Annotated in this window: 18 protein-coding genes; 7 read left to right on the top strand and 11 right to left on the bottom strand. The window is 43.7% G+C overall.

Features of this window, described 5'->3' with window-relative positions; genetic code table 11:
* Window positions 1–82 precede the first annotated feature (82 nt).
* The 3 genes from flgK to Xsto_RS22850 all read left to right on the top strand — a co-directional run bounded on the left by flgK (window position 83) and on the right by Xsto_RS22850 (window position 3,398).
* Complete coding sequence (gene flgK / locus Xsto_RS10780; RefSeq protein WP_099109749.1) at window positions 83–1,723, top strand: flagellar hook-associated protein FlgK; 1,641 nt, start codon at window positions 83–85, stop codon at window positions 1,721–1,723.
* A gap of 26 nt (window positions 1,724–1,749) precedes the next feature.
* Entirely contained in the window at window positions 1,750–2,715 is a 966-nt protein-coding gene (gene flgL / locus Xsto_RS10775) for a flagellar hook-associated protein FlgL (protein WP_099125062.1), read from the top strand.
* 326 nt (window positions 2,716–3,041) lie between these two features.
* Window positions 3,042–3,398: a DUF2645 family protein gene (locus Xsto_RS22850; RefSeq protein WP_099125061.1), complete on the top strand. Its 357-nt coding sequence runs from the start codon at window positions 3,042–3,044 to the stop codon at window positions 3,396–3,398.
* An 81-nt stretch (window positions 3,399–3,479) separates the two neighbouring features.
* Here Xsto_RS22850 and Xsto_RS10765 read toward each other — a convergent pair whose 3' ends face one another.
* The gene (locus Xsto_RS10765; RefSeq protein WP_099125060.1) at window positions 3,480–3,809 is read right to left on the bottom strand and encodes an antibiotic biosynthesis monooxygenase family protein; all 330 of its coding nucleotides are present in this window, start codon (window positions 3,807–3,809) and stop codon (window positions 3,480–3,482) included.
* A gap of 130 nt (window positions 3,810–3,939) precedes the next feature.
* Here Xsto_RS10765 and Xsto_RS10760 point away from each other — a divergent pair, with 130 nt between their 5' ends.
* Window positions 3,940–4,623 carry an ArsR/SmtB family transcription factor gene (locus tag Xsto_RS10760; RefSeq protein WP_099125059.1) on the top strand — a complete coding sequence of 228 codons (684 nt, stop codon included), beginning with the start codon at window positions 3,940–3,942 and terminating at the stop codon, window positions 4,621–4,623.
* A gap of 68 nt (window positions 4,624–4,691) precedes the next feature.
* Here the strand turns inward: Xsto_RS10760 and Xsto_RS10755 are convergent, their stop codons facing one another.
* Entirely contained in the window at window positions 4,692–5,618 is a 927-nt protein-coding gene (locus Xsto_RS10755) for a sialate O-acetylesterase family protein (RefSeq protein ID WP_099125058.1), read from the bottom strand.
* Between the two features lie 510 nt (window positions 5,619–6,128).
* Here Xsto_RS10755 and Xsto_RS10750 point away from each other — a divergent pair.
* Window positions 6,129–6,563, top strand: a complete 435-nt coding sequence (locus Xsto_RS10750; RefSeq protein WP_099125057.1) for a VapA/VapB family virulence-associated protein — start codon at window positions 6,129–6,131, stop codon at window positions 6,561–6,563.
* 357 nt (window positions 6,564–6,920) lie between these two features.
* Here Xsto_RS10750 and Xsto_RS10745 read toward each other — a convergent pair whose 3' ends face one another.
* The 8 genes from Xsto_RS10745 to Xsto_RS10710 all read right to left on the bottom strand — a co-directional run bounded on the left by Xsto_RS10745 (window position 6,921) and on the right by Xsto_RS10710 (window position 21,037).
* Complete coding sequence (locus Xsto_RS10745; protein ID WP_099125056.1) at window positions 6,921–7,976, bottom strand: FecCD family ABC transporter permease; 1,056 nt, start codon at window positions 7,974–7,976, stop codon at window positions 6,921–6,923.
* Entirely contained in the window at window positions 7,973–8,983 is a 1,011-nt protein-coding gene (locus Xsto_RS10740) for a FecCD family ABC transporter permease (RefSeq protein WP_099125055.1), read from the bottom strand. Before Xsto_RS10740 ends, Xsto_RS10745 begins: the two co-directional genes overlap by 4 nt.
* Window positions 8,984–8,985: 2 nt before the next feature.
* On the bottom strand, window positions 8,986–9,783 hold the full coding sequence (locus Xsto_RS10735) for an ABC transporter ATP-binding protein (protein WP_099125054.1): 798 nt from the start codon (window positions 9,781–9,783) through the stop codon (window positions 8,986–8,988).
* A 223-nt stretch (window positions 9,784–10,006) separates the two neighbouring features.
* Window positions 10,007–11,167: a histidine decarboxylase gene (locus Xsto_RS10730; protein WP_099109759.1), complete on the bottom strand. Its 1,161-nt coding sequence runs from the start codon at window positions 11,165–11,167 to the stop codon at window positions 10,007–10,009.
* On the bottom strand, window positions 11,145–12,500 hold the full coding sequence (basC, locus tag Xsto_RS10725) for a putative histamine N-monooxygenase (RefSeq protein WP_099109760.1): 1,356 nt from the start codon (window positions 12,498–12,500) through the stop codon (window positions 11,145–11,147). Before basC ends, Xsto_RS10730 begins: the two co-directional genes overlap by 23 nt.
* A 20-nt stretch (window positions 12,501–12,520) precedes the next feature.
* Window positions 12,521–17,056, bottom strand: coding sequence for an amino acid adenylation domain-containing protein (locus Xsto_RS10720; protein WP_211284311.1), 4,536 nt, complete (start codon window positions 17,054–17,056; stop codon window positions 12,521–12,523).
* Window positions 17,057–17,145: 89 nt separating this feature from the next.
* Window positions 17,146–18,105 carry an ABC transporter substrate-binding protein gene (locus Xsto_RS10715; protein WP_099125052.1) on the bottom strand — a complete coding sequence of 320 codons (960 nt, stop codon included), beginning with the start codon at window positions 18,103–18,105 and terminating at the stop codon, window positions 17,146–17,148.
* 88 nt (window positions 18,106–18,193) lie between these two features.
* Entirely contained in the window at window positions 18,194–21,037 is a 2,844-nt protein-coding gene (locus Xsto_RS10710; protein ID WP_211284310.1) for a condensation domain-containing protein, read from the bottom strand.
* A gap of 293 nt (window positions 21,038–21,330) precedes the next feature.
* Between Xsto_RS10710 and Xsto_RS10705 the strand changes: the two genes are divergently transcribed.
* A complete protein-coding gene (locus tag Xsto_RS10705; protein ID WP_099125051.1) occupies window positions 21,331–23,394 on the top strand; it encodes a TonB-dependent receptor in 2,064 nt (687 codons plus the stop codon).
* A gap of 344 nt (window positions 23,395–23,738) precedes the next feature.
* The gene (locus Xsto_RS10700; RefSeq protein ID WP_099109763.1) at window positions 23,739–24,335 is read left to right on the top strand and encodes a class I SAM-dependent methyltransferase; all 597 of its coding nucleotides are present in this window, start codon (window positions 23,739–23,741) and stop codon (window positions 24,333–24,335) included.
* A 392-nt stretch (window positions 24,336–24,727) separates the two neighbouring features.
* Here Xsto_RS10700 and Xsto_RS10695 read toward each other — a convergent pair whose 3' ends face one another.
* On the bottom strand, window positions 24,728–25,057 hold the full coding sequence (locus Xsto_RS10695; RefSeq protein WP_099109764.1) for a cupin domain-containing protein: 330 nt from the start codon (window positions 25,055–25,057) through the stop codon (window positions 24,728–24,730).
* Window positions 25,058–25,282 lie beyond the last annotated feature (225 nt).

Here is a 25,282-nt window from a genome sequence, read left to right as displayed (position 1 = left end):
TTTACAGAGAATTTATACCGATAACGATAGCAGTCATGTCTCTCTGAATAGAGGCAGAGCGAAAACGTAAAAGGATCTACACATGTCCAACAGTCTTATGAATACTGCGATGAGCGGTATTAATGCCGCTCAGGTGGCAATGGGTGTAGTAAGTAATAATATTGCCAACTCCAAAAGTGAGGGCTACAACCGACAGAACACCGTCATGACGCAAAATAATGGAACTATGTCCCCGGTGGGTTTTATAGGTAACGGAACAGCGGTTACGACTATTAACCGTGAATACAGCGAATTTATTAACCAGCAGTTCAATTCAGCTCAGACCAAACATTCTGCGTTAAAGTCATATAACGAACAGATAACTAAGATCAACAATCTGTTGGCTGATAAAGACACCAGCCTTTCCAATTCTTTCGAAGATTTTTTCAAAAGCATTGGTACCGTTGAGAGCAATGCAGAAGACAGCGCGGCAAGAACCACGGTTTTAGGCAAAGCTGAAGGCTTGGTCAGTCGTTTTAAAGAAGCTGATGAATTTCTGCGTCAGCTTGATAGTGGCATCAATTCTCAGATTGAGCAGAATGTCAAAGAAATCAACAAATATGCAGAAGAAATTGCCAAGCTGAATAATGAAATCATCCGTATGCGCGGTACTGGCACGGGTGAACCGCTGGCATTGTTGGATAAACGTGATCTGGCAGTCAATAAATTAAACCAGTTGGTGGAAGTGAATGTGACACAGCAGGATGGTGGCGTTTATAACGTCTCATTCGGTGGTGGCATGTCACTGGTATCAGGCAGTAAATCCTACCGTATGGAAGCTATTCCATCCAGTGCTGACAGCGGCCGTATTACGCTGGGTTATAACAACGGCACAGTGGGCACGAGAGAAATTGATGATCGTTTCATTTCTGGTGGCGCGTTGGGTGGTGCATTGCGTGTTCGTAGCGAAGTGGTTGATTCAACCCGTAATGAACTGAACCAACTGGCGTTGGTGATGGCGGATCAGTTTAATCAGGTACAACACGGTGGTTTTGATCTGAAAGGCGAGAAAGGGGTTGATTTCTTTAATTTCAAATCGTCAGAAATTATTTCAAATAGCGATAACAAAGGCACAGCTGAGATTAAGGTGGAATATGCGGATTCCACGAAAGTTAAAGCCAGCGATTACACCCTCAAATATGAAGGTGGAGACTGGAAAGTCCAGCGTGTTTCTGATCGTGAAATGGTTGCTGTAACCAAAAATGGCAATACGCTGGAATTCGATGGACTGAAAGTCGAAATCACAGCGCCTGATGTACAGGAACACGATAAATATACTCTGAAAACTGTCGGCAATGTTATCGCAACACTGGAAGTGAATCTTAAGGATTCTTCCCAACTGGCAACCGCCAGTGAGAAAGGTGCTGGCCCAAGTGATAACCGCAACGCGAAGAAATTCCTTGAATTACAGGATAAGCGTCTGGTGGATGGCAAGGCTTCTTTTTCCGGTGCTTATGCATCACTGGTGAGTACAGTCGGTAGTAAAGCCAACAGCGCACAAATCAGCGTTGAAACACAGGGCCATATTGTTGATAAGCTGAAAGAAACCCGTGAATCAATCTCCGGCGTTAATATGGATGAAGAGTACGGCGAATTGCAGCGTATGCAGCAGTATTATCTGGCAAACGCCCGTGTGATCCAGACGGCGACGACGTTGTTCGATGCTATTTTAGGCATTCGCTGATAAAAGGAATAATAAGGAGTGATACTGTGCGTGTAAGTACGAATCAATTATACGGCCAGAAAATGGATGGGATTTTTGGCGCTCAATCCAAATGGATGAAATATGGTGAACAATTGTCCAGCGGACGTCGGGTTATTAACCCATCTGATGATCCTCTGGCGGCATCGCAGAATATTATGGTTTCTCAGTCTGAATCGAAAAACCAACAATTTACCACTGCGCGTATTTTTGCCAAAAATGCAATGTCATCCCAGCTGAGTATTACAGCGAACGCCGTTAAGGTAACAACGAATGTGTTTGAAACTTTAGTGGCAGCAGCAGATGAACAAAGTGATCAGGATCGTTCATCCTATGCACAGCAATTGAAGGGTTTTAAAGACGAGCTGTTAAACCTTGCCAATAAAACCGATGGCAATGGCCGTTATATTTTTGCCGGCTATAAAACCGATGTGCCGCCTTTTTCGGCGGATAAAGATGGCAAAGTCACTTATGTTGGTGGGTCTGAAAAAATCACTCAGAAAGTGGATGATAACCGCTCAATGGTTATCGCTCATACAGGACAGCAGGTCTTTTTATCCTCGCCTCCGAATCCGATTAAAGAACCTGATGGCAAAATTGATAGTGAGTCTGATATTTTTGCCACTATCGATATGGCAATCAAAGCTTTAAAAGAGCCATACAGTTCAGAAACTGAAGAAGAAAAAAACCAAGCAGCGGAGCTTATCAACAAAGCTAACCGTGGTATTCGCAATAGCCTGAATAACCTCTCTTCTGTTGAAGCAGTACTGGGTTTACAGCTTCAGGAACTGGAACAGCTGGATTCTCTGGGTAGTGAGCGCAGTATTGCCAACAAAGTTCGCTCAGGGGAGTTAGTTGATGTGGATTGGACTTCCACGATTTCCAATTATTATCAGCAACAGGCTTCTTTGCAGGCTTCTTTCAAAGCATTTACTGATCTAAAAGGAATGTCTTTGTTTGAGATGTATAGATAATATATTCTAATTTAATTCTGTGATTTCTGGCTCTTATCGGTTTGCGATAAGAGCCTTTTATTTCCTCTTTGGTTCCTTAATAACGCTTTGTTATTAATTGTTTTAATGGCTTATACCTCTTAATGTGTATTGAGTTCTTTTGCATTCAGTAAATCCCTTCTTTTTTTCTTATTATATTATTTTATCTTGTGATCGAGATCTTATCTTTGATAGGTAAGAAGAATCACGTATTAAGTTTTTTGATATAAACGTTTCAGATTTAAGTTAGTGAACTTAGGAAAGGATTAAATCTCGTCTTATGCCTTATAAACAGATAAGAAAAACAAATGTGCATGAAAACTCTAAATATACTCGCCTGTATTACTTTTATTTTGTTCAGTACGATATTGATAGGTTGTTTGTCAACTGTTGATTATGAATGGACAATCGGAGAGGAAGGAATAAATACCGTTTGTGATGTGGTCAGCTCTTTTGTTATTGATGATGACAGGGTATTGACTGCACCTTTATGCCTGTTTTTTTTGCTGCCTTTTCTACTGATATTTATCGTAAAAGGAGTAAAAATTTTTTCAGTATGTAAATTCAAATCGATCAGCTATATGTTGATTGCAGGATTTGTAATAGGATACTGGTACTGGATGTTCTTCGGCCGATTAATGGGGTGCTCATTTGCTGTATATTAGCTGTGGCTAATACAATTTATGACTTAAAAGGTGGCGAGTATATCGGGAGATGCTGGCAACCGATCTCCCGATAGCTCAGGGTTAATCTTCCTTTGGCACTTCTTCCCGTTCATACATGCCATAATCACGAATAATGGCTGAGACCCTCAATTTATAATCTGCAAATATCCCATTGCGTCCTAATATTTGTGCTTCCCGGTGCTGGCAGGTATTCCGCCACTGTTTAACAGATTCCTCATCCCGCCAATAGGATAATGAAAGATATTTATTATTTTGAGACAGACTTTGAAAGCGCTCTACAGAAATAAAGCCCGGAATAGTATCCAGTAGTGGCCTTAGCATGGCTGCGGTGTCAAAGTAACGCTCACTTTGGTTTTCTGCGATTTCGACTTCAAATATAACTGCTAACATTATCGTTTCCTTGAAGAATAGAAAACGCAATCATATATTGCCGTTTTGACGGTTACTTCGCTGGGTAGCGAAATATATCCTTCGCTTTTCAAGTAACCTCTTTGTTGGCTGTATCGGGTATGGGGTAGATATGTGTGAATTAACTCTGGAGAAAAAAGTCACTGTAGTTTCTGCATTATTATCGGATCGTGCTCGTATCTGTATGCTATTTCTGATGATGGACGGACGCGCTTACACAGCGACTGAATTAAGCACTGCTGCTGATATAGCACCTTCGACAGCTAGTGCACATTTAAGCCGGTTAGTAGAACAAAATCTGGTGAGCTGTATTAAGCAGGGGCGATACCGTTATTTTAAAATTTATAGTAAAGAAGTCGCAGTATTGCTGGAAAGCATGATGTGTTTCGTGAATAGTAAAAGTTTCGGGGTTGTGAAAACGTCGACACCAAAATCATTGCGTTCCTTCCGAACTTGCTATGACCATATGGCCGGAGAAGTCGCCGTAAAAATTCATAACAGTTTGCTGTCCCGTTTTTGGATAACGGATGATTACCGCTTAACGCCACATGGTAAAGAATTTTTCTTTTCTCTTGGTCTAAGTTTGGATGCGAAAACAATTTCCGGACGGAAATTTGCCTGTTCCTGTCTTGACTGGAGTGAGCGATATTTCCATCTTGGTGGTTTTCTGGGTTCATCGCTCCTGAATCTTTTTTTGCAGAAAAAATGGGCTATCCGGCAATTAGATAGCCGGGAGCTGACGTTGACAGAAACAGGAAGAAGGGTGCTTATGCAGCGATTTTGTGTGGAAATATAGGTGGTATTTTTACACCACCTATTGTCCGATAAAAAGGCAATTTGAAAGACGAAAAGTATAAATACATTCTACAACTCAACACCTTTATAACCAGCCATAATCTGAGCCCATTCCTGTCGGGCAAACCATTTTTGGGTCTCTGCGTTGTAATGCATATCATCGGGAGTAAATACCCCAAATTGGGTGGCGATCCCGTTATAGTTTGGTGCATTTCTGGCATCGACGAGTGTTCGATACTCAGGGTTAGCCGCAATCACACTATTCATTGCTTCGGAAACATAACTGGTATTAAGGGGGTCAAACCAGACTGAAAGCGGGTAATAAAATCTCCACGGTATATTGCGCGAGCCTATGGCATCACTGAGACCGGTAACGATACGGGTAAAATTCATTTCTGCGGCTTTTGCTGCGGCTAAACTTTCAGTTTCTGCTTCCCACTGATTCCAGTGAACGGCCAGTATGCGGGGAGTTTTCCCCATTTTACGCAGAGAATTCACCGCCATCCTTAATGTTCTGACTGCGCGGGGGTAGAGGGATTCTACATCATCAGGGTCCCGCTCTGGCGCCCAACGGTTATCAGGTGTATCAGGTAAATACATTCCCTGCCCACCGTATCCCATGAGAATGACATAAAGATCAGGTAATTTGAGAATATTACCGGTGTTAATATGATTTTGCCAATAGCGGGCAAAACGATTGGCGATATTAACCGGATGATCCTGATTACCTCGCGGTAAACCACATGGAGCACCAATATTGGCATGGCCAAAACTCGTCAGGCCTGTCCAGTTAATAGTTGAAAAATTGACGCTATAAACTTCAGGCAGGGACAGGGTAAATACATTATTTAAACCCTGAGTAATTGCTTCATTTGGTGCCAGTTGAGTGGCGTGACCGTAACTATTTGACTGCCCAAGAACAATTAATAATGGAGCATCATTGTTTCTCCACGGTAGGGATTTTACTTCAGAGGAGGACAAAATTTTATCTATCATGAAGATCTCCTTTAGTATTTTAAATCTGATTTATATAAAGGCGATACTTTTTTACATAATAGAAATTAACTTTTTTCTTAAAAAGATCAACAGATAATATGTTTTAATTATCTAAGTTAATAAGATGGTCAGTATATGAGTTAGATTTCGATAGAGAGATTTATTAATTGTTATATTAAAAAGTATTTCAGATGGGAAAGATAAAGGGAATTCATAAGGATGAGTTAAGGTTTGTAAATCTAAGTCATCAAAATGGAATATAATCACTTATGTATGAAAATACTTTTAATATAATAAAATGATATTTAGTGTGTAATTTGAAATTATCCATACTTGTTATTGTAATGCATTTTAATTTTTTTATAGATAGAGAGATAAATTTAATGATGCTTATTTCCTTTGGGGTAAATTACTTTCATAGAAGGGGTTGATACTATTAAAAATAGTATCCAATAAGGGAGTGGAATTATTTTTATATTTTTTAATTTCATACGATATATAGGTAATATTATGAGTGAAAAAGTAAATTTAAAAACGATTGAAGAGTTTAAAAAACAAGCAGAAGGTAAATGGGAGCCTGAGCTCATTGATAAAACAGTAAAAGAAATGACGTCTTTGGAAACAGAGGGCTACGCTGCTTTAGTTGCTGTAGATAGTTCCATTATTCGTCAGCACTTTAAAGTCGGGTTGATAGATTATACAGAGGTTTTTAACGGTTCTTCATGGGGATTCGCTTCTCCAGGTGTAGGCAGTTCAGCTGGCGTTATTTTAACAAGCAATTTAGATAAACTTTTTTCTGATACTACAAATTTTTGGTTTTTCGGAGCTACCGATTATTTAACTCTGAATTTCTACAGTGCAGATGGTTCTTTTCTTGGAACTTTCCAGGGTGCAGCTCTCTCCATGGTAGCAGGTGGTGGTTATGGATCGGGTAGCTGGAGTTAATTATTTTATTTCTACTGAGAATGATAAAAGTTTTAATTTTAAAAAATGCAATAGGAAGCCCTGTCGCTCACTTGTTAATTAAATGTTGTGCAGATTAATTTTTTATTATTAACGAATTGAATTTCTAATTTCACTTTTATATATCCTTAGTTATTAAACTAAGGATATATAATTTTAGTCTAAAAGAAAGTTTAAGGAATTATGTGATTGACAATAATTGATCACACCTGAGATATTTTCCAAAATAGAAAAAACCATCACTGAAAGTGTTCTATTCAGAAGAAGACGTTTCAGTGACGGTTTAAATGGAACATAGATGAATAACGGGCACCACTCCACAACAGATACGGCAAATATTTAGTGTTTACGCAGTGCGCGAAGCCGCATTGTCAGGATGAACAGGGGCACACCAATAAGTGTGAAGCTCAGCCCGATAGGGATAAAGACGCCTGCTGGTGCTGCTTTCGTTATGATATCTGCTGCAATGACTAGATTGCCGCCCACCAGAGCGGAAAGAAACAAACGGGCGCGTCCGGTAGCCGATGAAATAAAACTGGCCAGATGTGGTGCCAGTATCCCTAGAAAGCTCAATGGCCCTACTGCGGTGACAGATGCAGCGCTTAACAAGACAGAGAATCCCATCAGCATCGGGCGGGAATATTTGATAGGTTCTCCAAGGGATAAAGCAAGTTCGTTTCCAAGTTCATAGCGATTTAAAGCAGGGCCGATGAGCAAAATGCCGATAATGCTCAATAAAAATAATGGCATGAATGATGCGATAACTGACCAGCTTGCCTGAAATAGTGATCCTTCCATCCATCCGGCAAGATGCAGGGATAACTCTGTTGGAAGATAGAGAATAAGAAAAGAGCTGACTGAACCGAGAACGGACGAGACAGCAATTCCCATCAATAAAATTGCCAAGCCACTTGCGCGATTATTGCCGACGAGTAAAGTCAAAAACAATGCAACAGCCAGCCCACCAGCCAGTGCAGCAAGGACGATCAGTATGTTAGGTGCGGTGGGAACGAACGCCAGCAAGATGATGATCATTGTCATTGAACCCTGACTTATGCCAAAAAGACTGGGGTCGGCCAATGGATTACGAGCAATCGGTTGTAGAATAGCGCCGGCAAGGGCCGCGCACCAACCAACCATCAGCCCCAATAAAATATGCGGGATCCGTACAACCCAGAGTGCATAAAACTGGTGGTGTTCCAGCGAGTTACCGAAAAGCATATGCAAGAATTCATAGACACCAACGTCCGTAACTCCCACGCTTAAAGAAATAACGACGAGTATGATCGTAATGGTAAATAGACATAACCCGACTTTTATATCGAGGGTACGCATTTGTAATCCATTCGCGAAACGTAATACTCGTTTTCCGTCTATTGCCTGACTGAACTTCATAACAATCTCGTTGATGTTGTTGAAAGATAGCGTTTTCTGATGATCCAGATAAAAAACAGCCCGCCCAAAAAATCCATCAGAATGCCGGTATGTATGACATAAGGCTGGAAGAGTGTCTGCGCACAAAGATTAGCGATCAGGCAGATACTTGCTCCTGCCAGAGCACAGGCTGGCAGCGACAGCATAAAGTTCTGTCCAACCAAAGGCTTGACAATATGGGGTACAATCAGCCCTACGAAACCGATCGGCCCGCATATGGCAACGGCAGAACTGGATGCAACTATGGCGGCAATTAGCGCAATGCGCGAAACAAGCGTTGCATTCACACCAATCGAATGCGCTTTTTCGTAACCGAGCAGAATGAGCGTCAGAGGACGAGCCAGTAATAAAAGCACGATTAAGGCCAGCAGACCGAACCACCAGAAATGGTGCAGTCTTGTGATATAAACATGATTGATAGCCCCTGCTAGCCAGCTCAAATATTCAGTTCGCGTTTCAGGATAAGCAAGAAGAACAGCATTACTTACCCCAAGATAAAGCATCGCTATTAATGTGCCAGCCAGTATCAGCAGCAAGTCGCGAGAAACGGTGTTAACGCCCGCCAGACGAGATATTAAAAGAGATGACAAAAAACCAAATAGCCCACCTAAAAGGGCCGCTATGCCTTGTAATGTCAGGTCGAGCGAAAACACGATTGCACCAGCTACGACAAACAGGGTTGCACCGGCATTGATGCCTAATGTTGATGAAGAAGCCAGCGGGTTGCGGATAAGCCCCTGGAAAACAAGACCGCTGCATGCCATCACCGCTCCGACATAAACAGAAATCAGCGCACGTGGCAGTCGCTGGTATAAAATAACGGCTTGTTCATAGTTTTGTGGTTCAGACTGGGTTAAAGCGGCATAAATTTGCGAAAATGACGCAATATTTGCACCGAAAGAAAGACTAAAAAAGAAGATCAGCAGTAATAAAAAAGGTGCGAATATAAAGAATAGACTGGGTTTCATCGTTATACTCCGGACCAATTTTCAGGTTGGTTTATGCCCGGATAAGGCTGACAGATAAGACTGCCATTATAACTGAAAATATCAGCCGGAATATCGAATACACGCTGGATATTATCTACGGTTATTGTTTTACTCACAGCGCCCGCGGCAACGACGTTGCCAGTATTAAGCATCACAACATCATCGGCAAAAGTGGTAGTCAGATTTAAATCATGTAACACCACAACGATAGTTTTTCCGTGCTGGAGTGAGAGATCACGGATCAGTTTTAGCACGGTGTACTGATATTTGATATCTAAGTGATTGACGGGTTCGTCCATAAGAATGATGTCAGTATCCTGTGCAAGCACCATCGCCACCCAGGCCCGCTGGCGTTGTCCTCCTGAAAGGGAACTGACCTGAGAATTGGCCTGATCAGCCAAGCCGACGATTTCTAGCACATCATGAAACAGTTTGCGATCCCGCGCAGATGCCCCGCCGAAAAGAGAATGGCGTCCACAAGCAGCCAGTTCGATCAACTCTCCCAGTGTCATGTAGTCCGGGCAGTGGCATTCCTGTGGCAGATAAGAGATCTTTCGGGCCAGCGCTTTGCGGCCTATTCCTGTAATCGGCTTACCTTCCAGTAAAATTTCCCCGCTTTTCAGTGGAATGAAGCCCATGATGGACTTCAGAAGTGTTGACTTACCGCAGCCATTAGACCCGACGAGCGCGGTAATGCGCCCTTGGGCAAAGTCTACTGACAAATCATGCAATACGGTTTTTTTACCGTAAGTTGCGGTGATATTTTTTGCTGTAAGCACCAAAAGCTCCTTCAGTTATCTTATATATAAAAAAAATTGCAGTGACATGGTTAGGGTTCAGGCAGAATACCAAAATCACCCTATCCATAACACAGCAGAAAAATGATGGCTGTTATCGTTTATCTGACGAGCAGTCAGGTTACGGTTTTATCTTATGGATGACCCATTCTCTGCGTCCTTAATGCCGCATAGCCTGAAAATAATCAGCCTCACTATTATTGTTTTACTGCTCACATACAACATTCCGCACGTTAACGATCTGGCGGGAATCAGCAATAACGTCATTGATTAAGATATCGATTTTACTACTGTCGTGATGATGTGGTGTGGTTATTAAGTGTGCCGTGTTTCCTGATGTTGCCAGACAATGCTTTTTCCAGACAGCGACCGACGGGCAGGGAAATACCACTGTAATAGAGTTATCATGACACCAGGCATCTATCCCCGCAGATCGGAAACGCTTGACGGCATATTGTGCCATTTCCAGACAGCGTTTGACGCGGTGATGCCAATCGGCGAACGAATGGCTGCGAATAGCCGCCCACATCATCAGTGGCGTCTGGCCATTACGTGAACCGGAGATAGTCTTGTCCTGAGCCGAAATATAATCAATATCAACGGAAATACGTTCGACATTTTTCCGTTTCGCAACAACAATTCCGCAAGGAATGGGTGAGCCTATCATTTTGTGCCCGGAGACACTGATTGAGTCGATACCATCGGCAAAGGTGAAGGGTTGTGGATTATCTACAAATGGCAAGATCATCCCACTTAAGGCGGCGTCAGCATGTAGATAGTAATTTTCGCGGGCGATACCCGCTTGCTGCATACGCTGTTGAATGATTTTTATGTTATCCACCGCACCGCGCAATGTCGTGCCAATGTTAGCAAAGATGATGGGATGGGGTTCTTTATGAGCGATGATTTTCTGTAGCAGGTCATGATCATCTATCTCACCGGTGGGTAAGGATTCCACTAAACAAGATTTGATACGCAATAATTTGACGATTTTTGCCACCGAATAATGAGTATCTTTTGAATAATAGAGCGTTCCATCCGGGAATAATTCCCGCCCCAGATAGCAGCCGAACATATTACCTTCCGTTCCCCCGTTGGTCACATAGCCCCAACTGTCTTCAAAAGGGATTCTGAACAGTTCAGCAAAGTACTCCATGACTTCTTTTTCGAACTCAAAGGAGTTTAAAAGATAGTTGCACTCTGCTCCCCAGTCCCCGCAATTGTTGATAGAGAACTGCATGAACCGCTGTAAGTAAGAGTAATCAAAGTCTGAGGATTCTGGATAACCGATATTGAAATGCTGGTTTTTAACACAGTGATACCAAAATGCATCTAGCCTGTCCTTATCGGCAAGGGATAACGTCATTTTTATCTCCGATATTGTGATGTTCTTGCAGACCAAAGCTCTGGAATGATGAGTTTTGAGGCAGGCGATAATGCGCTCGGCCAAGAAGCTGGTTGGCAATAATGCTATTACGATATGCGCCAAGTCCCAGATCGGGAGAACCAATGCCGTGTTGGAAGATCTCAGCATTCTGTACGAATATAAGGCCTTTTCCTTTATCAAGGCGTTGAGCGCTAAAGTTCTCTTTCACAATCAAATCACCATAATCATCGGTGGCAAGTACCGTCTTCTTGAGTCCTTCTAGCCATTTGGGGCTGGTGTGCTTATAACCTGTAGCAGCAACAATGGCGTCAGTCTCAATGAAACTGACTTCATCAAGCTGCTGATGGCGAAAAACGATCCGCAGTGCCCCGGAGTCTCTTATATTTTCCACCTGCTCAACCTCGCAGTTTGAAACAAGGGAAAGACCCGGATCACGACCGCCGATGGAACGTTCATACAAAATATCGAAGATATCTGCGATAGTTGAGACGCTGATACCTTTATAAAGCCCCCCTTGACCCGATGCGATCGTGCGGCGTTTTTCTCTGCTTAGGCTGTGGAAATGGTTCATGTAAGCAGGCGTAAAACATTCCTGGCCGAGTTTCGATGATTCCATCGGGTGGAAACCGGCAGAGCGGGTAATCCACTGGACTGAAGCACCGTCTTCTATCATTTCAGGAGTCAACGCACTATAGAGTGCCAGCACGCATTCAGCAGCACTTTGCCCTGAGCCAATCACGGTGATACGTCGGCATGTTGAGAGTTGTGCTCGTTTGTTGATGAAGTCTGCCGAATGAAAGATAGGTGCTTTAGTTTGGATGTTAGCCCATTCAGGCAGGAACGGGGCTGTTCCTATACCAATGGCAAGATTACGACTGTAGTACTGATGCGTTGAACGCGTGTGAGTCTTACTTTCAATAATGAAACGCTCAGATGTCAGGTCATAAGCCACATCAATGACATTTTCACCAAACTGACAGGAGGGAAGTTGTTGTGTCACCCAGCGGCAATAATGGTCATATTCCTGACGAGGGATCTGAAATTTTTCATAGTAATAGAATTTGTAAATACGGTCGTGCTTATGAAGATAATTCAGGAAGCTCAGAGGATGTGTAGGATCTGCCATCGTGACCAGATCGGCCAGAAATGGAACCTGTAACGTTGTCCCCGGTAGTAGGAGACCTTCATGCCAGCGAAACTCAGGCTTGCGATCGAGGAAAAGGCTGGTCAGATTAGAGTGTGACGAAAGCAGGGCCGCTAATCCCAGATTGAAGGGGCCGATGCCAATACCGATAAGGTCAATATTATTCATGTTAATAATCCGAACTGTTTTCAAAAGCGCAGAGATGCGTTCAGTTGCTGTTCAACCTCTGCGGCATTACGGCAACGCAGCAATTGTGGTAACGAAACATCGATAGCAAATTCCTCGGAGATTCGTACCGAAATTATTTTCAGATGCTGGGGGCGTAATCCCATGCTGATGAAGTCGCTGGAACCATCAAAATGACTATCTTGTGATTTGCCGAGCACGTCCAGATAGATTTCCAGCACTTTCTTTTTCACTCCAGTCTCTTCTATCTCTGCCTGTCTTTCAGGGGAAGGATCTTGTCGAATAGTCGATGCTTCATGCACAGATTCCATCAATAGGCTGCGTGCTTTAGGGCGGTCAGGTTTACCATTTGGTGAGAGCGGTAATTCGGTGACCTGTGCGAACCGTGTGGGAATATGTGATGGAGGCAGACATTGGCTGGCATATTTGCGCAATTCTGCTCCTGACAGGGCATCTTCTTTTAGCGGTACATAAAGTACGCCGATAGAGGTTTCACCATGCATTTCATCACCATAATTCACCACAAGAATGTGCTTAACTGACGGATGACGAACCAGTTCATTCTCGATATCCGGCAACGAAATACGCACTCCGCGCACCTTGACGTAACCGTTGACACGGCTATCAAAAACAATGATGCCATCGTGACGATAATGCCCGTGATCGCCGGTTCGGAACGCTCGGATGTCTTCTCCGTTTGTATCCCTGATGGTGACAAAATTGGTCTGGGTGAGCTTCCCGTTTTCCAGATAACCCAATGCGACGTTGACGCCAGCCGTATGCATAAGGCCAGTCACACCCACCGGACAGTGGCTACCACACTCGTTCAACAGAAAGTAGCTGTTAGCAGGCAAGGGTTTTCCATAAGGGATTTGACTGATATCATCCTGCCCAATTTCGTGCCATATACTCCATATAGTCGTTTCGGTTGGTCCCCCTAACGAAATCAACCGCACTGCCGGTAGCAGTGTACGTAAGTTACCAATCACAGCAGGTTTGATGTAATCGCCACCCTGAGCAATCAACCGCAGGCTTTTTAATTCATCACCCTGACGGCATGCGAGGAGCATTTCCAAAATAGCAGGCACAGAGCACCATAATGTGACCTTGTGTCTGGCAACTAACTGGTTCCAGCACAGGGCATCCTTTTCTTCACCGACAGCGGGAAGAACCAGTGTTGCACCGGCGGTCAGGCACCCCAAAACGTCGAAAACCGACATATCATGATGTAAAGGCGTTACAGAAATGAAGACATCCTGATGTGTTACAGACCACTCTTTAAGGGTACTGGTAATGACATTCGATGTTGATTTATTGGATAAAACAACGCACTTTGGCCTTCCGGTTGTCCCTGATGTGTAGAGATAATAAGCGGGTGCCTCACTTGATGAGAGAGCGTCAAGCGGAAGTGGGAGTTCTGCTAAAGGTTCGGCTGATAAGAGTGTTTCAGGCATTTCCGCCGGATGTTCAATACCTTCTCTTTTTGTCGTTACGACAAGATCCGGATGACAGTTTTCAAGGAGATAATGCAGTCGCTCTGAGGGGGAGTCTGCGTCTATCGGAACCCAGATCACTCCTGTTAATGCGCAGGCTAGGGTTACTGCTGTATGTTCAGGCCCACGGTGCAGGCAAAGGGCGACAACGCTACCCTCGGAAAGTCCTTTCTCCCTGAAAGCGCTCATTATTCGACGTACATCATGCCCCAGATCAGCGTAGCTGATATGTCTGTCGCCACAGATGAGTGCCGTTTTGGTGTTTTTGTTGTCGAAAATATTGGCGGCTATCCGGCTGAGAAATTGTCCGCAGTGAAAATCAGCTTCGACACCGTTTAATCGATAGTGGTCTGTATCGATAATATTCTGCGCTGAAAGGATGAATACGCCTGATGATACGATGGCCTGTATCGCCTTGCTTAGAGCCTGTAAAATGTCCTGAATGAAAGTGGGTTCAATCGCGGCAGTTGCATAATCGATGTCAAAAACAAGCTCTTTATCCGCATTAGTTGAAAAACGGATATCCATTGCGACTTGTGGTGTCTGAGTCAAACCGCTATGCACCTGCATACCACTATCCTGACCTGATACCGGCCATGAAAGTCCGTTGGTAATGACGACAGGTAAAACAGGGCTAGCCCCATTTTTTTCAACCAGCATGCGGGTAATGTCTATACCTGAAAATGCAAGGTGTTCAATCCCTTCCATCACATCGTTCTGTAAGGTACTGGCCCGTTCAGAAAGGTTGCCTTGCTCAGCATTCCAGTTGACCACAATAAAACTTGAACGATTACACAAAACACCAGAGATCTGCGGTGCTACGGGAATACCGATAGATAGATTCTTCTCTTCGCTCCAATGAGACAGAACTTCAAGCACCAGTGCCATAATAGTGGAATTCTTAAAAAGCGTTTGCTTAGTACCGGCTTTTGATACTGCGGCATAATCTTCCCGGGCTACAATCAAGCTTTGTCGTGCATAGCGGGATGTGCCAATTTGCACCAATGGTTTTATCCACGGAAGTCTTGGGGCGCTACTGACGGCTTCAAGCTTTGCTTTCCAATACGCTTCATCTATTTTGCGCTTTTCAGAGATATCGTCATCATTTAAGGAGGCACTGGTATCCGCGACAAGTGATACTTTGCCCTCGAAAAGTTCTACCATCAGAGCAGCTATCGAACGCCCATCAAGGATCAGCGCGTCGAAACGAATAAACGCGACTAGCTCTTCCTTTTCTGATTGATTCTTTGGTAAACGGCATTCTGGTAAACGAAATAATGTTATATCCCACGGAGAGCGCTCTAAATTGCAAAGTGCATGGGCATATTCTTCACGGTGGTTTTCTACATGGCAGAGAGCATCTTCCCGTGACATAGCGCTCAGGTCGACTTGGTGTAAATTGATATCTGCATCTGCACAAACATATTGGACAAGTCGCTTGGCATCGATTCGGGTGCGCAAGCTTTCATGACGCTGAACCATATCCTCCAGATTATTTCGCAAACGCGCTAATTCCATGCTTCCGCGGTATTCACGAAACTCTTGCATCGCGACGCCACCAAGTGGTAATTCTGCTCGTCGCCCAAGCAGATACGCCAGTTGAAGAGCGGTTAATGGTTTTTCCGTGTTATCTATCTTTTCCATATTGTTTTTCAGGCCAATATTGTTTTTCAGATCAATTTGCGCGGTAGAGTCAGCAGGTTTGCGCCTGATTATTGATGATAGGGCTGCGACGTTATTGGATGAAAATTGTATTGCTTCATCGAATTGTTGTGGGTGTGTAGCGATTTCACGGACGAAACTGACAAAATTGTCAAACATTGAGGTTATCCATGCTTCTGGCAGTATATCCAGACGAATGTCCCAATTGATGAGAATACCGCCATCGGCAGATGCCACTTGCGCATCAAGGGCAACTTGCGGGCCTTGTGAGATAACCCAGTTCATAGAACCAAATGCCTGCTTGACGCGATCTGAGAGAAGTTCTTCCCCCGGCATATCCAAAGCTGCGGTGAAGACGACTGGAGTTAATTGCGTTGCACCATGATGCCGGGAAAGGTCACGCATCAGATTCACACCCGGATAAGCCGAGTGAGCGAGCAAATCTGTCAGTTGCTCGCTAAGCTGTTGACTAAGATCAGCAGGACTTTCAGCTCCATTGATATCAACGCCGAGGATAAGCACATTAGAGAAATCGCCGACAATTCTTTCTACATTATCTACATGGGGAGAGCGCCAGAACATCGGCACATTAAGACGAAACCGCTTATCTCCGGTATGCTTTCCAAGAATAATGGAGAAAAGCCCCAACATCAGGCTCGACATAGTTATCTTATGTATACGGGCAAGTCTTTTCAGCGCCTGACGTTCGTCTGGCTGGAGCCATGCCGCTAAGCGGTGGCTGTGAACCTGATCGGGCGGAGTTTTGTTAATAGGCAGAGCAGGGGCTGGTGGAATATGTGGAATACGTGAACGCCACCAGATTCTATCCCTTTCACGGGCCGCTTTCAGGTGGGGATCGGTGCGCAGTTGATCGCACCATTCGAAATATGATGCGACTACCGGAGCTGGCTGGTCTGGATTATCATAAAATATCGCCAGATCCTCCATTAATACCCGGAAACTGGAAGGATCGACAGCTATCATATCTGTATCAATATGCAGGCGAAATTTTCCGTCATTTAGCAGACTGAGCGAGAATCTCGATGCCTGACCAGAAGAAAGATCAAGTTTCTGATGCGTCCACTTCGTACGTTTAACGAGAAGTAACTTCTCCGCTTCTTGTTCTGATAATCCGCGAAAATCTTCGACCTCCGGCAATAACGATTCACTGAATGAAGTCACAGACTGAAGACCCTCAGCATCGACACAGAGTCTTAGCATAGGGTGTAGAGAACAAACGCGTTCCAGAGCCTGTTTAAATCGACTCACTTCAATGTCATCGCCATCGAACTCAGCATAAAGGTGCGCGGCAACGCCTCCCAGATCGGCCTGAACATGACGCCCGACCCAGTAGGCTGCCTGCATTGACGTTAATTCTCTCATAGTTTATTCACGTGGTTGAAAAATGCTGTTAATAGGTACAAGTATAAAAATAGGTTGAATGCGAGCAGCCTCTGGCGAGCAAGATCATTTTATTGCTTCGACTTAGCCCATTCTTCCACGGCTTTAAGCGTATGCTCCGCACTGGCAAACGTGGGGGTAAAGACTTCACCTGCATTAAGGAAAACAATCCGTTTTTCGCGGGCGGGTTTCATATAGTGCGCCCATCCGGGGACAACCCGATCAAGCGCGGAGCGAATGGCCTTCTCATCGTGTTCCTTACTGCCCCAACTGTTGAGAACGACCAGAACGTCCGGGTTAAGCTCGCCTAATTTATCTGCACTCAACTGTAGAAGCAGTTGAGATGAATTGGCAGAAAGGCCGCTTTGTTTCGAGAGGTTCAGGCGGGTGAAACCCAGATCTTCCAATGCCTGAGTGAAACCGGTTGCTTCGCCAACGACATTGATCTGATCTGTGACAAGGATCGGCAGATAAGTCTGTTTAGCCGGATTTTCCGGCAAGAGAGCGCGCGTTGCGGCAACGCGTTGTAAATACATATCCCGTCGTTTTTGAAAGCCTTGCTCACGTCCGGTCAGTTGGGCCAGATTTTCTTCAATATGAAAATTGTGGGATTTTCCAGAAAGGAAATTTTGCAGATAGACAGGGGCGATCGTTGAAAGTTGTTTTACCTTGTCGATATCAAATTCTGTTCCGATAATCAGGTCGGGCTTCAGCGCGTAGAGTTTTTCCAGATCAATCTCCCGGCCAGCACCGATGCCTTTTGGTTTTGTACGCCCTTCACCCAGTACAGTATCGACGAAATCTGTTCCAAGCTGGTAGATACCATCTTCCGTGCGCCCGTAACTGCCTACAGGTTCAACACCCAGCTCCATTAAGGGCAGGCCGATAGCTGGCTCGCTCATAACCACAATACGCTGTGGCTCCTCAGGAATAACGACATCCCGCCCTAAGGTATCCGTAACCTGCCGTGATGCGGCAAAGGCCGATGTTCCCATTAGGCACATTAATATTACAGTAATAGCAGATCGCATAATGTTTTCTCTTTCAGAACGGATCAGGGTTATATGAGTCAGTCAGCAAACACTGACCGACTCACGTTAATCATGGTTGTTATAGATATCACACAGTAACTTGAGCAAGGGGAAGGCTTAAGGCCCCAGGTGTGGTGAAGAATGAGAAAACTTTCTCTATTGTTTTACAGAGACGTTGGATAAGTTCTTCAGGGTAACGCTCTTCACGGTAAGTGATGACCAACCGCATGATTCTTTCACCATCAATGACATCTTCCATAATTTCGAATTGAAGACCGAACATGGATTCCTTTTTATCGGGATCGATTTGCCGATAGCGTATATTGTGACCAAGCGGGGTTTTAAGTACACCATTCAGTGCATTATTGGCATGGATCTGAATATAAACGTCGAAGATCAGTCCTTCCTCAGGCGTCATCCCCAACGATTGTTGAATAAGATCAAGCGGTACATCTGCATACGGCATTGAATTATTGATTGTATCTCTGGTGTCTTCGATCAGTGTACCGACGGGTTTCTCCGGATAGAATTGCAGCCGGTGTGCAACCATGGTGGTGAAATAGCCGACTGTTTCATAAGTATCGTGTTCGGTTCGGCCCGATGCAGAAGTACCGATTACGATATCCTTCAGATTACCGAGCTTATGCAACGAAAGCGCAATTGCAGCGTAGACGACACTGAACAGGGATGCGTTATTTTGCCGGGCAAAGGAATAGAGATGATGAGTGATTTCAGGTCTGGGTTTGTACTCGATCCAGCCGGCTTTCGATGAACTTTCATGCGCTGCAACCGTTTTCTGGTTGTCAGAGAAGGTGAGTTCTAATCCGCGAGTTGCATCACGCAGCATGTTCGTCCAGTAATCGAGATGCTTTTGATTAAAACCGTTTGCTTGCTGTTGCAGAGCAAATTGATGGAATGATAATACGGGTTTTTTCCAGCTAGGGGCCACACCGGAAGAGCGTGATAAGTAAGCCTGGGAGAGTTCATCCATCAGAACATTCAGCGACCATTCATCAATAACCATATGGTGGACCAGAAGCGATAATATCTGACGTCCGGTTTCTGCATTGCGGAGTAGTCGTATTCTGATTGGCAATTCACGGGAAAGATCGAACGTATAAGCCGCTTCATCATCAAGGTGTACACCCTGATTTTCGTGACTGAACCAGAACCATTTATAATCACTCATGTCCGACATCGTGACAATCTGCTGATAAACCTCTCCATTTTGAACATAGAACAGGGTACGCAGACTGGAATGGCGTTCTATAAGATCAGAAAAAACCTGTTCAAGGATTGTTTCATCAATCTCATCAAGAAAATCCAGAGCAAATGGCAGATTAAAGATAGTGCCAAACTTATAGGCCTTATAGGCATTCCAGAGCGAGGTTTGTGCAAGTGCCAATGGCGCGGTTAAATGATCATTCTGTGCCGAACAGATGGCGCTTTTATGCTGATTTTTTCTGATTGCACGGGATGCCAAAGCAGTAGCTGAAGGATGGCTGAAGAAATCACCAAAGTGTACTTCCAGACCGTGCGTACCAAGCAATTTACCGATAATACGTGTTGCCAGCAGGGAATGACCGCCACAATCAAAAAAATCATCCTCCAGTGCCATATCTTTAATCGCCAACGCTTCACGGAATTCCGACAGGATTATTGTTGCTATTTCGTCAGTGCCAACGGAGATTTCTTTGCTGGTGGCATCATGCGTAGAAGGTATCTCTGAGTCAGACACAGATTTCACGGCTAAGCTCATCATGGCATCTTCAGTACCTTTAAGAAAAGATACAAAACGGCTCATCAAGAACTCTCCGGCATGGCTGGAAACCGACTGGCCGGTTGTTAATATAAGACTAATTTCCTCTGTACTTTCATACTCCATTGCCAGCTCAAAATCGGGTCGCATTTCATAGGTGGGTAACAGTATTGACTGACTCAGTAATCTCTGTTGTTCAACCAGATCGTTCGGGCGAGATAACAACCGAACATATACCTCCGGTTCATCACTCCCTGTTACCGGAGCATCGGAGAGAAAATGGTCTTCGTTTGGTTGAGCCTGAAGTTTATCCATGATGGAGCTGATAATTTGGGTTTCCGCCATGTCAGGTTCGATAACAAGGCGACGGACCCCGTCCGACTGTAACAGACACAGTGTCAGCTTTTTCTGGCTTCCAAGCAGAGCGATGAACTGGACAAATCGGGCTGAAATAAGAGCTGGCACATAGTGAGGTAATCTGTCGCTAGGAAGAGATTTTTCCAGTTCATTAATTTTAAGCCCGGTTTTCCAACGCAGTGCGAGCCTGTCTTTATTCAGGTCAGTTTCCTTACCAAAAGAGGAATGAATGGTGGCATTCTCATTGTTGCGGCAACATAGCCAGGAAACAACAGAAGTTGCTTTTCCATCGTAAGGTAATAAAGAAACGCGTTTTAGCGGTGGAAGTTTTACTAAGTGACCGGCATAAGCGCGGATCAGCATTTCGAGAATTTCGGTTTCATGGCAAGTTTGTGCCAGTATTTCGTGCAAGATCAGAGCTAAAACAACTTTCTCATTTCTTTGTATTATCAATACATTGAAGGGTGGATTTTGTTCAGGGAGCCAGGCAGATGCTTGCACAGTTAGCATTTTCTTGAGCATGTCTGAATGTGAATTGGCATGGAAAAACTCAAGGCACGACTGCCAGCTAACTGCTCGGGTTTTATACAATTCACCGTCATCATTTAGCTCATAACGTACGTTCAAATCCGGTATTGCTTCAACAACAGATTGGACAGCCTGCACCATCATTGAAATATTAATATCATCATGAAGTTGCCAGGCTGAGAGCTGTTTAAGTACGCGGTCAGGATTCTGTTGCTGGAGTAACCAGATATGTTCTTCATAACGGGATACGGCTACGTGCGATAACTTTCCTGAATCAATATTCAACATAAAAAATCCCGCTTTATCAAACTAATTAGTTGTTTTTTTAAGTGTATTAATACGGGCTAATAGCCATTAAATACTGCACAGGGAAGCCAGATGTTACCCGAAGAATATGTGCTGTAACGGCCCGTATTTGAAGAAATACTAACAAATATGTAATTGACAAATTAGAAGGTTAACATAATATTACCTGCCTGTGAACACTAATGATAATGATAATGATAATGAGAATCATCCCGAAAAAGACAGTAACTCCCCTAGCTATCAAGGCAGGAAATCAGATTTTTTCACGCAGAAAAATGTTACTTAACAGCGCAATTTTGCTTTCTTTATCCTCTCTGGGGGGGCAAGCGATTGCGTCTGATAAAGTAGAGAAAAATGAAAAGAGGAACGATGAAGCCGATATCATCACTGTAACCGGTGAAAAAACGGCAAGATCACTACAAAGAACGGCAAGTTCAGTTACCGTTATCTCCAGACAGGAGATACGAAATAAGCCCGAAGCGACAACCATCGGTGGTATGTTGCAGGGTACACCCAATGTGCTTTATACCAGTAATACAGAGGCACCGAGTATTCGCGGTATTGAGACGAACGGCCCTCTTGTAGGAGGAAATACTTTTCTTTCCAAACCGATACCCCGTGCAACCACCAGTGTTGATGGTCGTTATATAAGTGCGGCGGAATTCAGTTTGGGAAGAGGGCCTATTTGGGACGTGAATTCAATAGAAGTCTTCCGCGGCCCACAAACCACAACACAGGGAGCAAACAGTATTGCCGGGGCAATTATTATCAAGACAAACGATCCCACCTTTACTCCCGAATTCGATGGTCAGGTTTTGTATGGAAGCCACCAAAAGAAACGAGCGTCCTTTACTGTTAATGGGCCATTAACAGATGATCTCGCGGTACGCCTCGCGGTGGATTACAGCGGCAGAAATACGTTTATGAAATATACCAACCCCGACTTCTATGATTCTGATATGAAGAAAGGTTCTGAAAATCTGGATGCCCGATTTAAAGCACTTTGGCAACCACTGGATAGTCCTTGGCTGGCTAAACTCACCTACTTCCATACAGCAGCAAAAAACTCTGATGCTGAGTCTGCTTCATTGCCTTACCGTAATTTGAAGAGTATGACCGCGGGCATAAACAGATCTAAGACCAGCAGTAATGTCGGTATCTTCGATCTTCAGTATGATTTTGACAACGATATCGTGCTCTCCAACCAGCTTCAATATTCTGCATCGAAATACCGTTACACTTTCACGAAGATGTTGCCGGGTATCGCAAACCGTGATTCGAACAATATCACTAACGAAACACATTTGAACTTTGGTGATGAATATTCAATCTGGAGCGGAGTGACAGGGCTTTATTATTCGCGTGATAAGGCCAGAAATGTGCTTAATAATGTCTTGGGCAAGGCTGATGCCGATTTGACTAACACGAGCATTGGCCTTTTCTCTGAGGCGACCAGACGTTTTGCAGGAAAATGGGCTCTGACTGGCGGTTTGCGTTATCAATATGATCAGGTTAAGCATGAAGGGATCAACAGCTATGTACCCGGTGTTTATCATGAGTATAGTAAAGGGTTCCATGCTGTCCTGCCGAAAGTTTCCCTCGCTTACGATATTACTGACGATGTCACTGTCGGTACTTTAGTCAGTAAAGGTTATGCTCCGGGTGGTACAGGTGTGAATTTCTCCGGGCATTCTTATTATACCTTTGCCCCGGAAAAGGCCTGGAATTATGAGTTGTTTGCCCGTGGTAAAGCCATCAATAACCGATTACTGGTAACCAGCAATATTTTCTATACAGATTATAAGGGGTTCCAGAGTGCTGTAGATGATTACAGGGAAGACAAATCTAACGGTTCGATTCTTGTTAACGCCGATAAAGCTGTAAGCTATGGGGTTGAACTCAGCGCAGATTATCGGGTACTGGATAATTTAAGCTTAAACGGCGGGCTTGGATTACTTCATACTGAAATCAAAAAATTCGCTGATTATCGAGGCAACTCGTTTGAAGGAAAACACTTCTCTAAAGCACCCGGTTATATGTTTAATATCGGAGCTGACTGGAATATCACCGAACAATTCCGTCTGAGTGGATCTCTTCGTTACGTGGATCATTACTTCTCTGATGACCAAAACGATCCTGAATTACGAGTCAGTTCTTATTCAGTTTCCAATCTTCGTTTCTCATATAATCCGACTAATAATCTGGAACTCTTCGCCTACGGAAATAATATTTTTGACAGACGTGCGCCGACAAATAAGTATCGTGACCGTACTGCCGGGCTTTCTGGCAATATGCTAGAGCCGCGTGAAGTGGGTATTGGTGCGAAAATGAGCTTCTAAAAAAACAGCATTGAGTGCGCCGATCTTCGTTTGAGCAGGATTGGCGCCTCCCACAGTAGAAAATGACTTGTTCCCTAGATACCCACGCCTTCTATGTACTCTCATGCCAAAATTCTTAACTGGATATCGAGCAAAAATATCCTTTAGATGTTCTGTGATATGACATGCAAAAAGCCAATATTAGCATTGATATCTTGATTGGAATTACCATTACCTAGAAATGTATAAACTTTCAACAGAACATTATGGTAAATATGGTGGTATGACAAAAAACAAATCCACTGGGTATCGTGTTTAATATACTCAATTATTTATAACTATTTAAATATAAGGCTAAATTACTGATGTGGAACGAAAGGTATTCATGCTCTGATTACATCTTTGGTACCGAACCGAACATCTTCCTTACCTCCTGTGAACACCTGCTATCACCAGGAAAGTCGGTATTATCTGTCGCGGATGGAGAAGGTCGGAACAGTATCTGGCTTGCTTCGCAGGGGCTGAATGTGACGGCTTTCGATATGTCCGATGAAGGCCTGAAAAAAGCGAAAAAGCTAGCTACCCTTAATGATGTGTCGGTTAATTTCAAACTCTCTGACATAGAAAACTGGCGCTGGGTTCCGGAACAGTTTGATATTGTGGTTGCCATTTTTATTCAGTTCGCACCACCTGCGATGCGTAGGAAAATCTTTGAAGGAATGAAAACGACACTACGGCCAGGAGGGATGATACTGATGCAGGGTTACAGACCGGAGCAGTTAGAATATGGGACTGGGGGACCTAGGGAGCTTGAATATTTTTACACACGGACGTTATTAGAAGAAATGTTTGGGGATTTCAGAATATCCAAATTGGATGAATATGATAGTGAACTTCAAGAAGGAACAGGTCATTCTGGTATATCTGCTTTGATTGATTTAGTCGCATTTAAACCGAGTTGATTAATATACTTCCGGCGCTTTATAAGGCCGATGTATATACATCGGTTTTTCTGCGCAATTAATGGATTACTCAGCCTGACTGAAAGTTAAAGATAATAAACGATAGGGCAGGGGGAACTAATCATTGTCTGTTCCCCTGCCTTTATTTCAAATCACGTATATACACTTCGTCTTTCAAGTTGCCTCTTTGTTGGCTTCGTTCGCTCACCCCAGTCACATAGTTATCTATGCTCCTAGGGATTACTGAGAGGCTCCGGCCTTTCACCGGAGGCCAGCCTTTGGCTGGGCAAATTCGTTCCCGACGAATTTGTTACTCCCTTGCCGCCGCGACACATCTTGAAATCCATTGTGTATAGGAATAATTATCTGAATTTATGACTTGCCAATTTTTATTAATTCGCAACTATAGGTTCGATTAATAGCAGCTTGGTTAATACTGTGGAAGAAGGTTTACTTTCTTCTCCTTTAGGAACTACAAAAAACTCACCTTGATTTATTATTACGTGTTCATCTTTAAAATCTATACGTAGCTGACCCTCAATTACCATAAACACCTTGTCTTCTTTTTCATGTGTATGCCATATAAAATCACCATCTGCGAGTAATATAATTATCTTATATTCGTTTGTTTCAGTTATTACCTTCGGTGACCATACTTCTTTGATTAAATCAAATTCTTGTTTTAAATTTGTTACTTTTCTCAATGCAGCAATAGGGTTCATATTATGTACCTTTCCTTTAGCTAGTTTTTGATTTTAACTTTTAATGCTTACCAATTATATGGAATTATCGTTTTCCGGTTTTTTTATCTTATAGACAGGAAAATATTTTATCGCTATTTCTTAATCTATACGCAATTAACTTGAAGATGCAGGAATTAAAGTCTGGAAATTATCGGTCAGCCGGGTAGCTAATTCCTGTCCTTTTTCGGGTAAGGTGACATGAAA

Origin of the sequence: Xenorhabdus stockiae (assembly GCF_002632825.1) — a bacterium.
Taxonomy (GTDB): domain Bacteria; phylum Pseudomonadota; class Gammaproteobacteria; order Enterobacterales; family Enterobacteriaceae; genus Xenorhabdus; species Xenorhabdus stockiae.
This window is presented reverse-complemented; position numbering and strand designations above follow the sequence as displayed.

Coding starts and splice junctions, on each gene's coding strand:
- Xsto_RS10765 (WP_099125060.1), bottom strand. CDS start 3,809: ATGTTAGCAGTTATATTTGAAGTCGAAATCGCAGAAAACCAAAGTGAG.
- Xsto_RS10740 (WP_099125055.1), bottom strand. CDS start 8,983: ATGAAACCCAGTCTATTCTTTATATTCGCACCTTTTTTATTACTGCTG.
- Xsto_RS10705 (WP_099125051.1), top strand. CDS start 21,331: ATGTTACTTAACAGCGCAATTTTGCTTTCTTTATCCTCTCTGGGGGGG.
- Xsto_RS10720 (WP_211284311.1), bottom strand. CDS start 17,056: ATGAGAGAATTAACGTCAATGCAGGCAGCCTACTGGGTCGGGCGTCAT.
- Xsto_RS10730 (WP_099109759.1), bottom strand. CDS start 11,167: ATGACGTTATCCCTTGCCGATAAGGACAGGCTAGATGCATTTTGGTAT.
- Xsto_RS10755 (WP_099125058.1), bottom strand. CDS start 5,618: ATGATAGATAAAATTTTGTCCTCCTCTGAAGTAAAATCCCTACCGTGG.
- Xsto_RS10700 (WP_099109763.1), top strand. CDS start 23,739: ATGTGGAACGAAAGGTATTCATGCTCTGATTACATCTTTGGTACCGAA.
- Xsto_RS10715 (WP_099125052.1), bottom strand. CDS start 18,105: ATGCGATCTGCTATTACTGTAATATTAATGTGCCTAATGGGAACATCG.
- Xsto_RS22850 (WP_099125061.1), top strand. CDS start 3,042: ATGTGCATGAAAACTCTAAATATACTCGCCTGTATTACTTTTATTTTG.
- flgK (WP_099109749.1), top strand. CDS start 83: ATGTCCAACAGTCTTATGAATACTGCGATGAGCGGTATTAATGCCGCT.
- Xsto_RS10750 (WP_099125057.1), top strand. CDS start 6,129: ATGAGTGAAAAAGTAAATTTAAAAACGATTGAAGAGTTTAAAAAACAA.
- Xsto_RS10760 (WP_099125059.1), top strand. CDS start 3,940: ATGTGTGAATTAACTCTGGAGAAAAAAGTCACTGTAGTTTCTGCATTA.
- Xsto_RS10695 (WP_099109764.1), bottom strand. CDS start 25,057: ATGAACCCTATTGCTGCATTGAGAAAAGTAACAAATTTAAAACAAGAA.
- basC (WP_099109760.1), bottom strand. CDS start 12,500: ATGAATAATATTGACCTTATCGGTATTGGCATCGGCCCCTTCAATCTG.
- Xsto_RS10745 (WP_099125056.1), bottom strand. CDS start 7,976: ATGAAGTTCAGTCAGGCAATAGACGGAAAACGAGTATTACGTTTCGCG.
- Xsto_RS10710 (WP_211284310.1), bottom strand. CDS start 21,037: ATGTTGAATATTGATTCAGGAAAGTTATCGCACGTAGCCGTATCCCGT.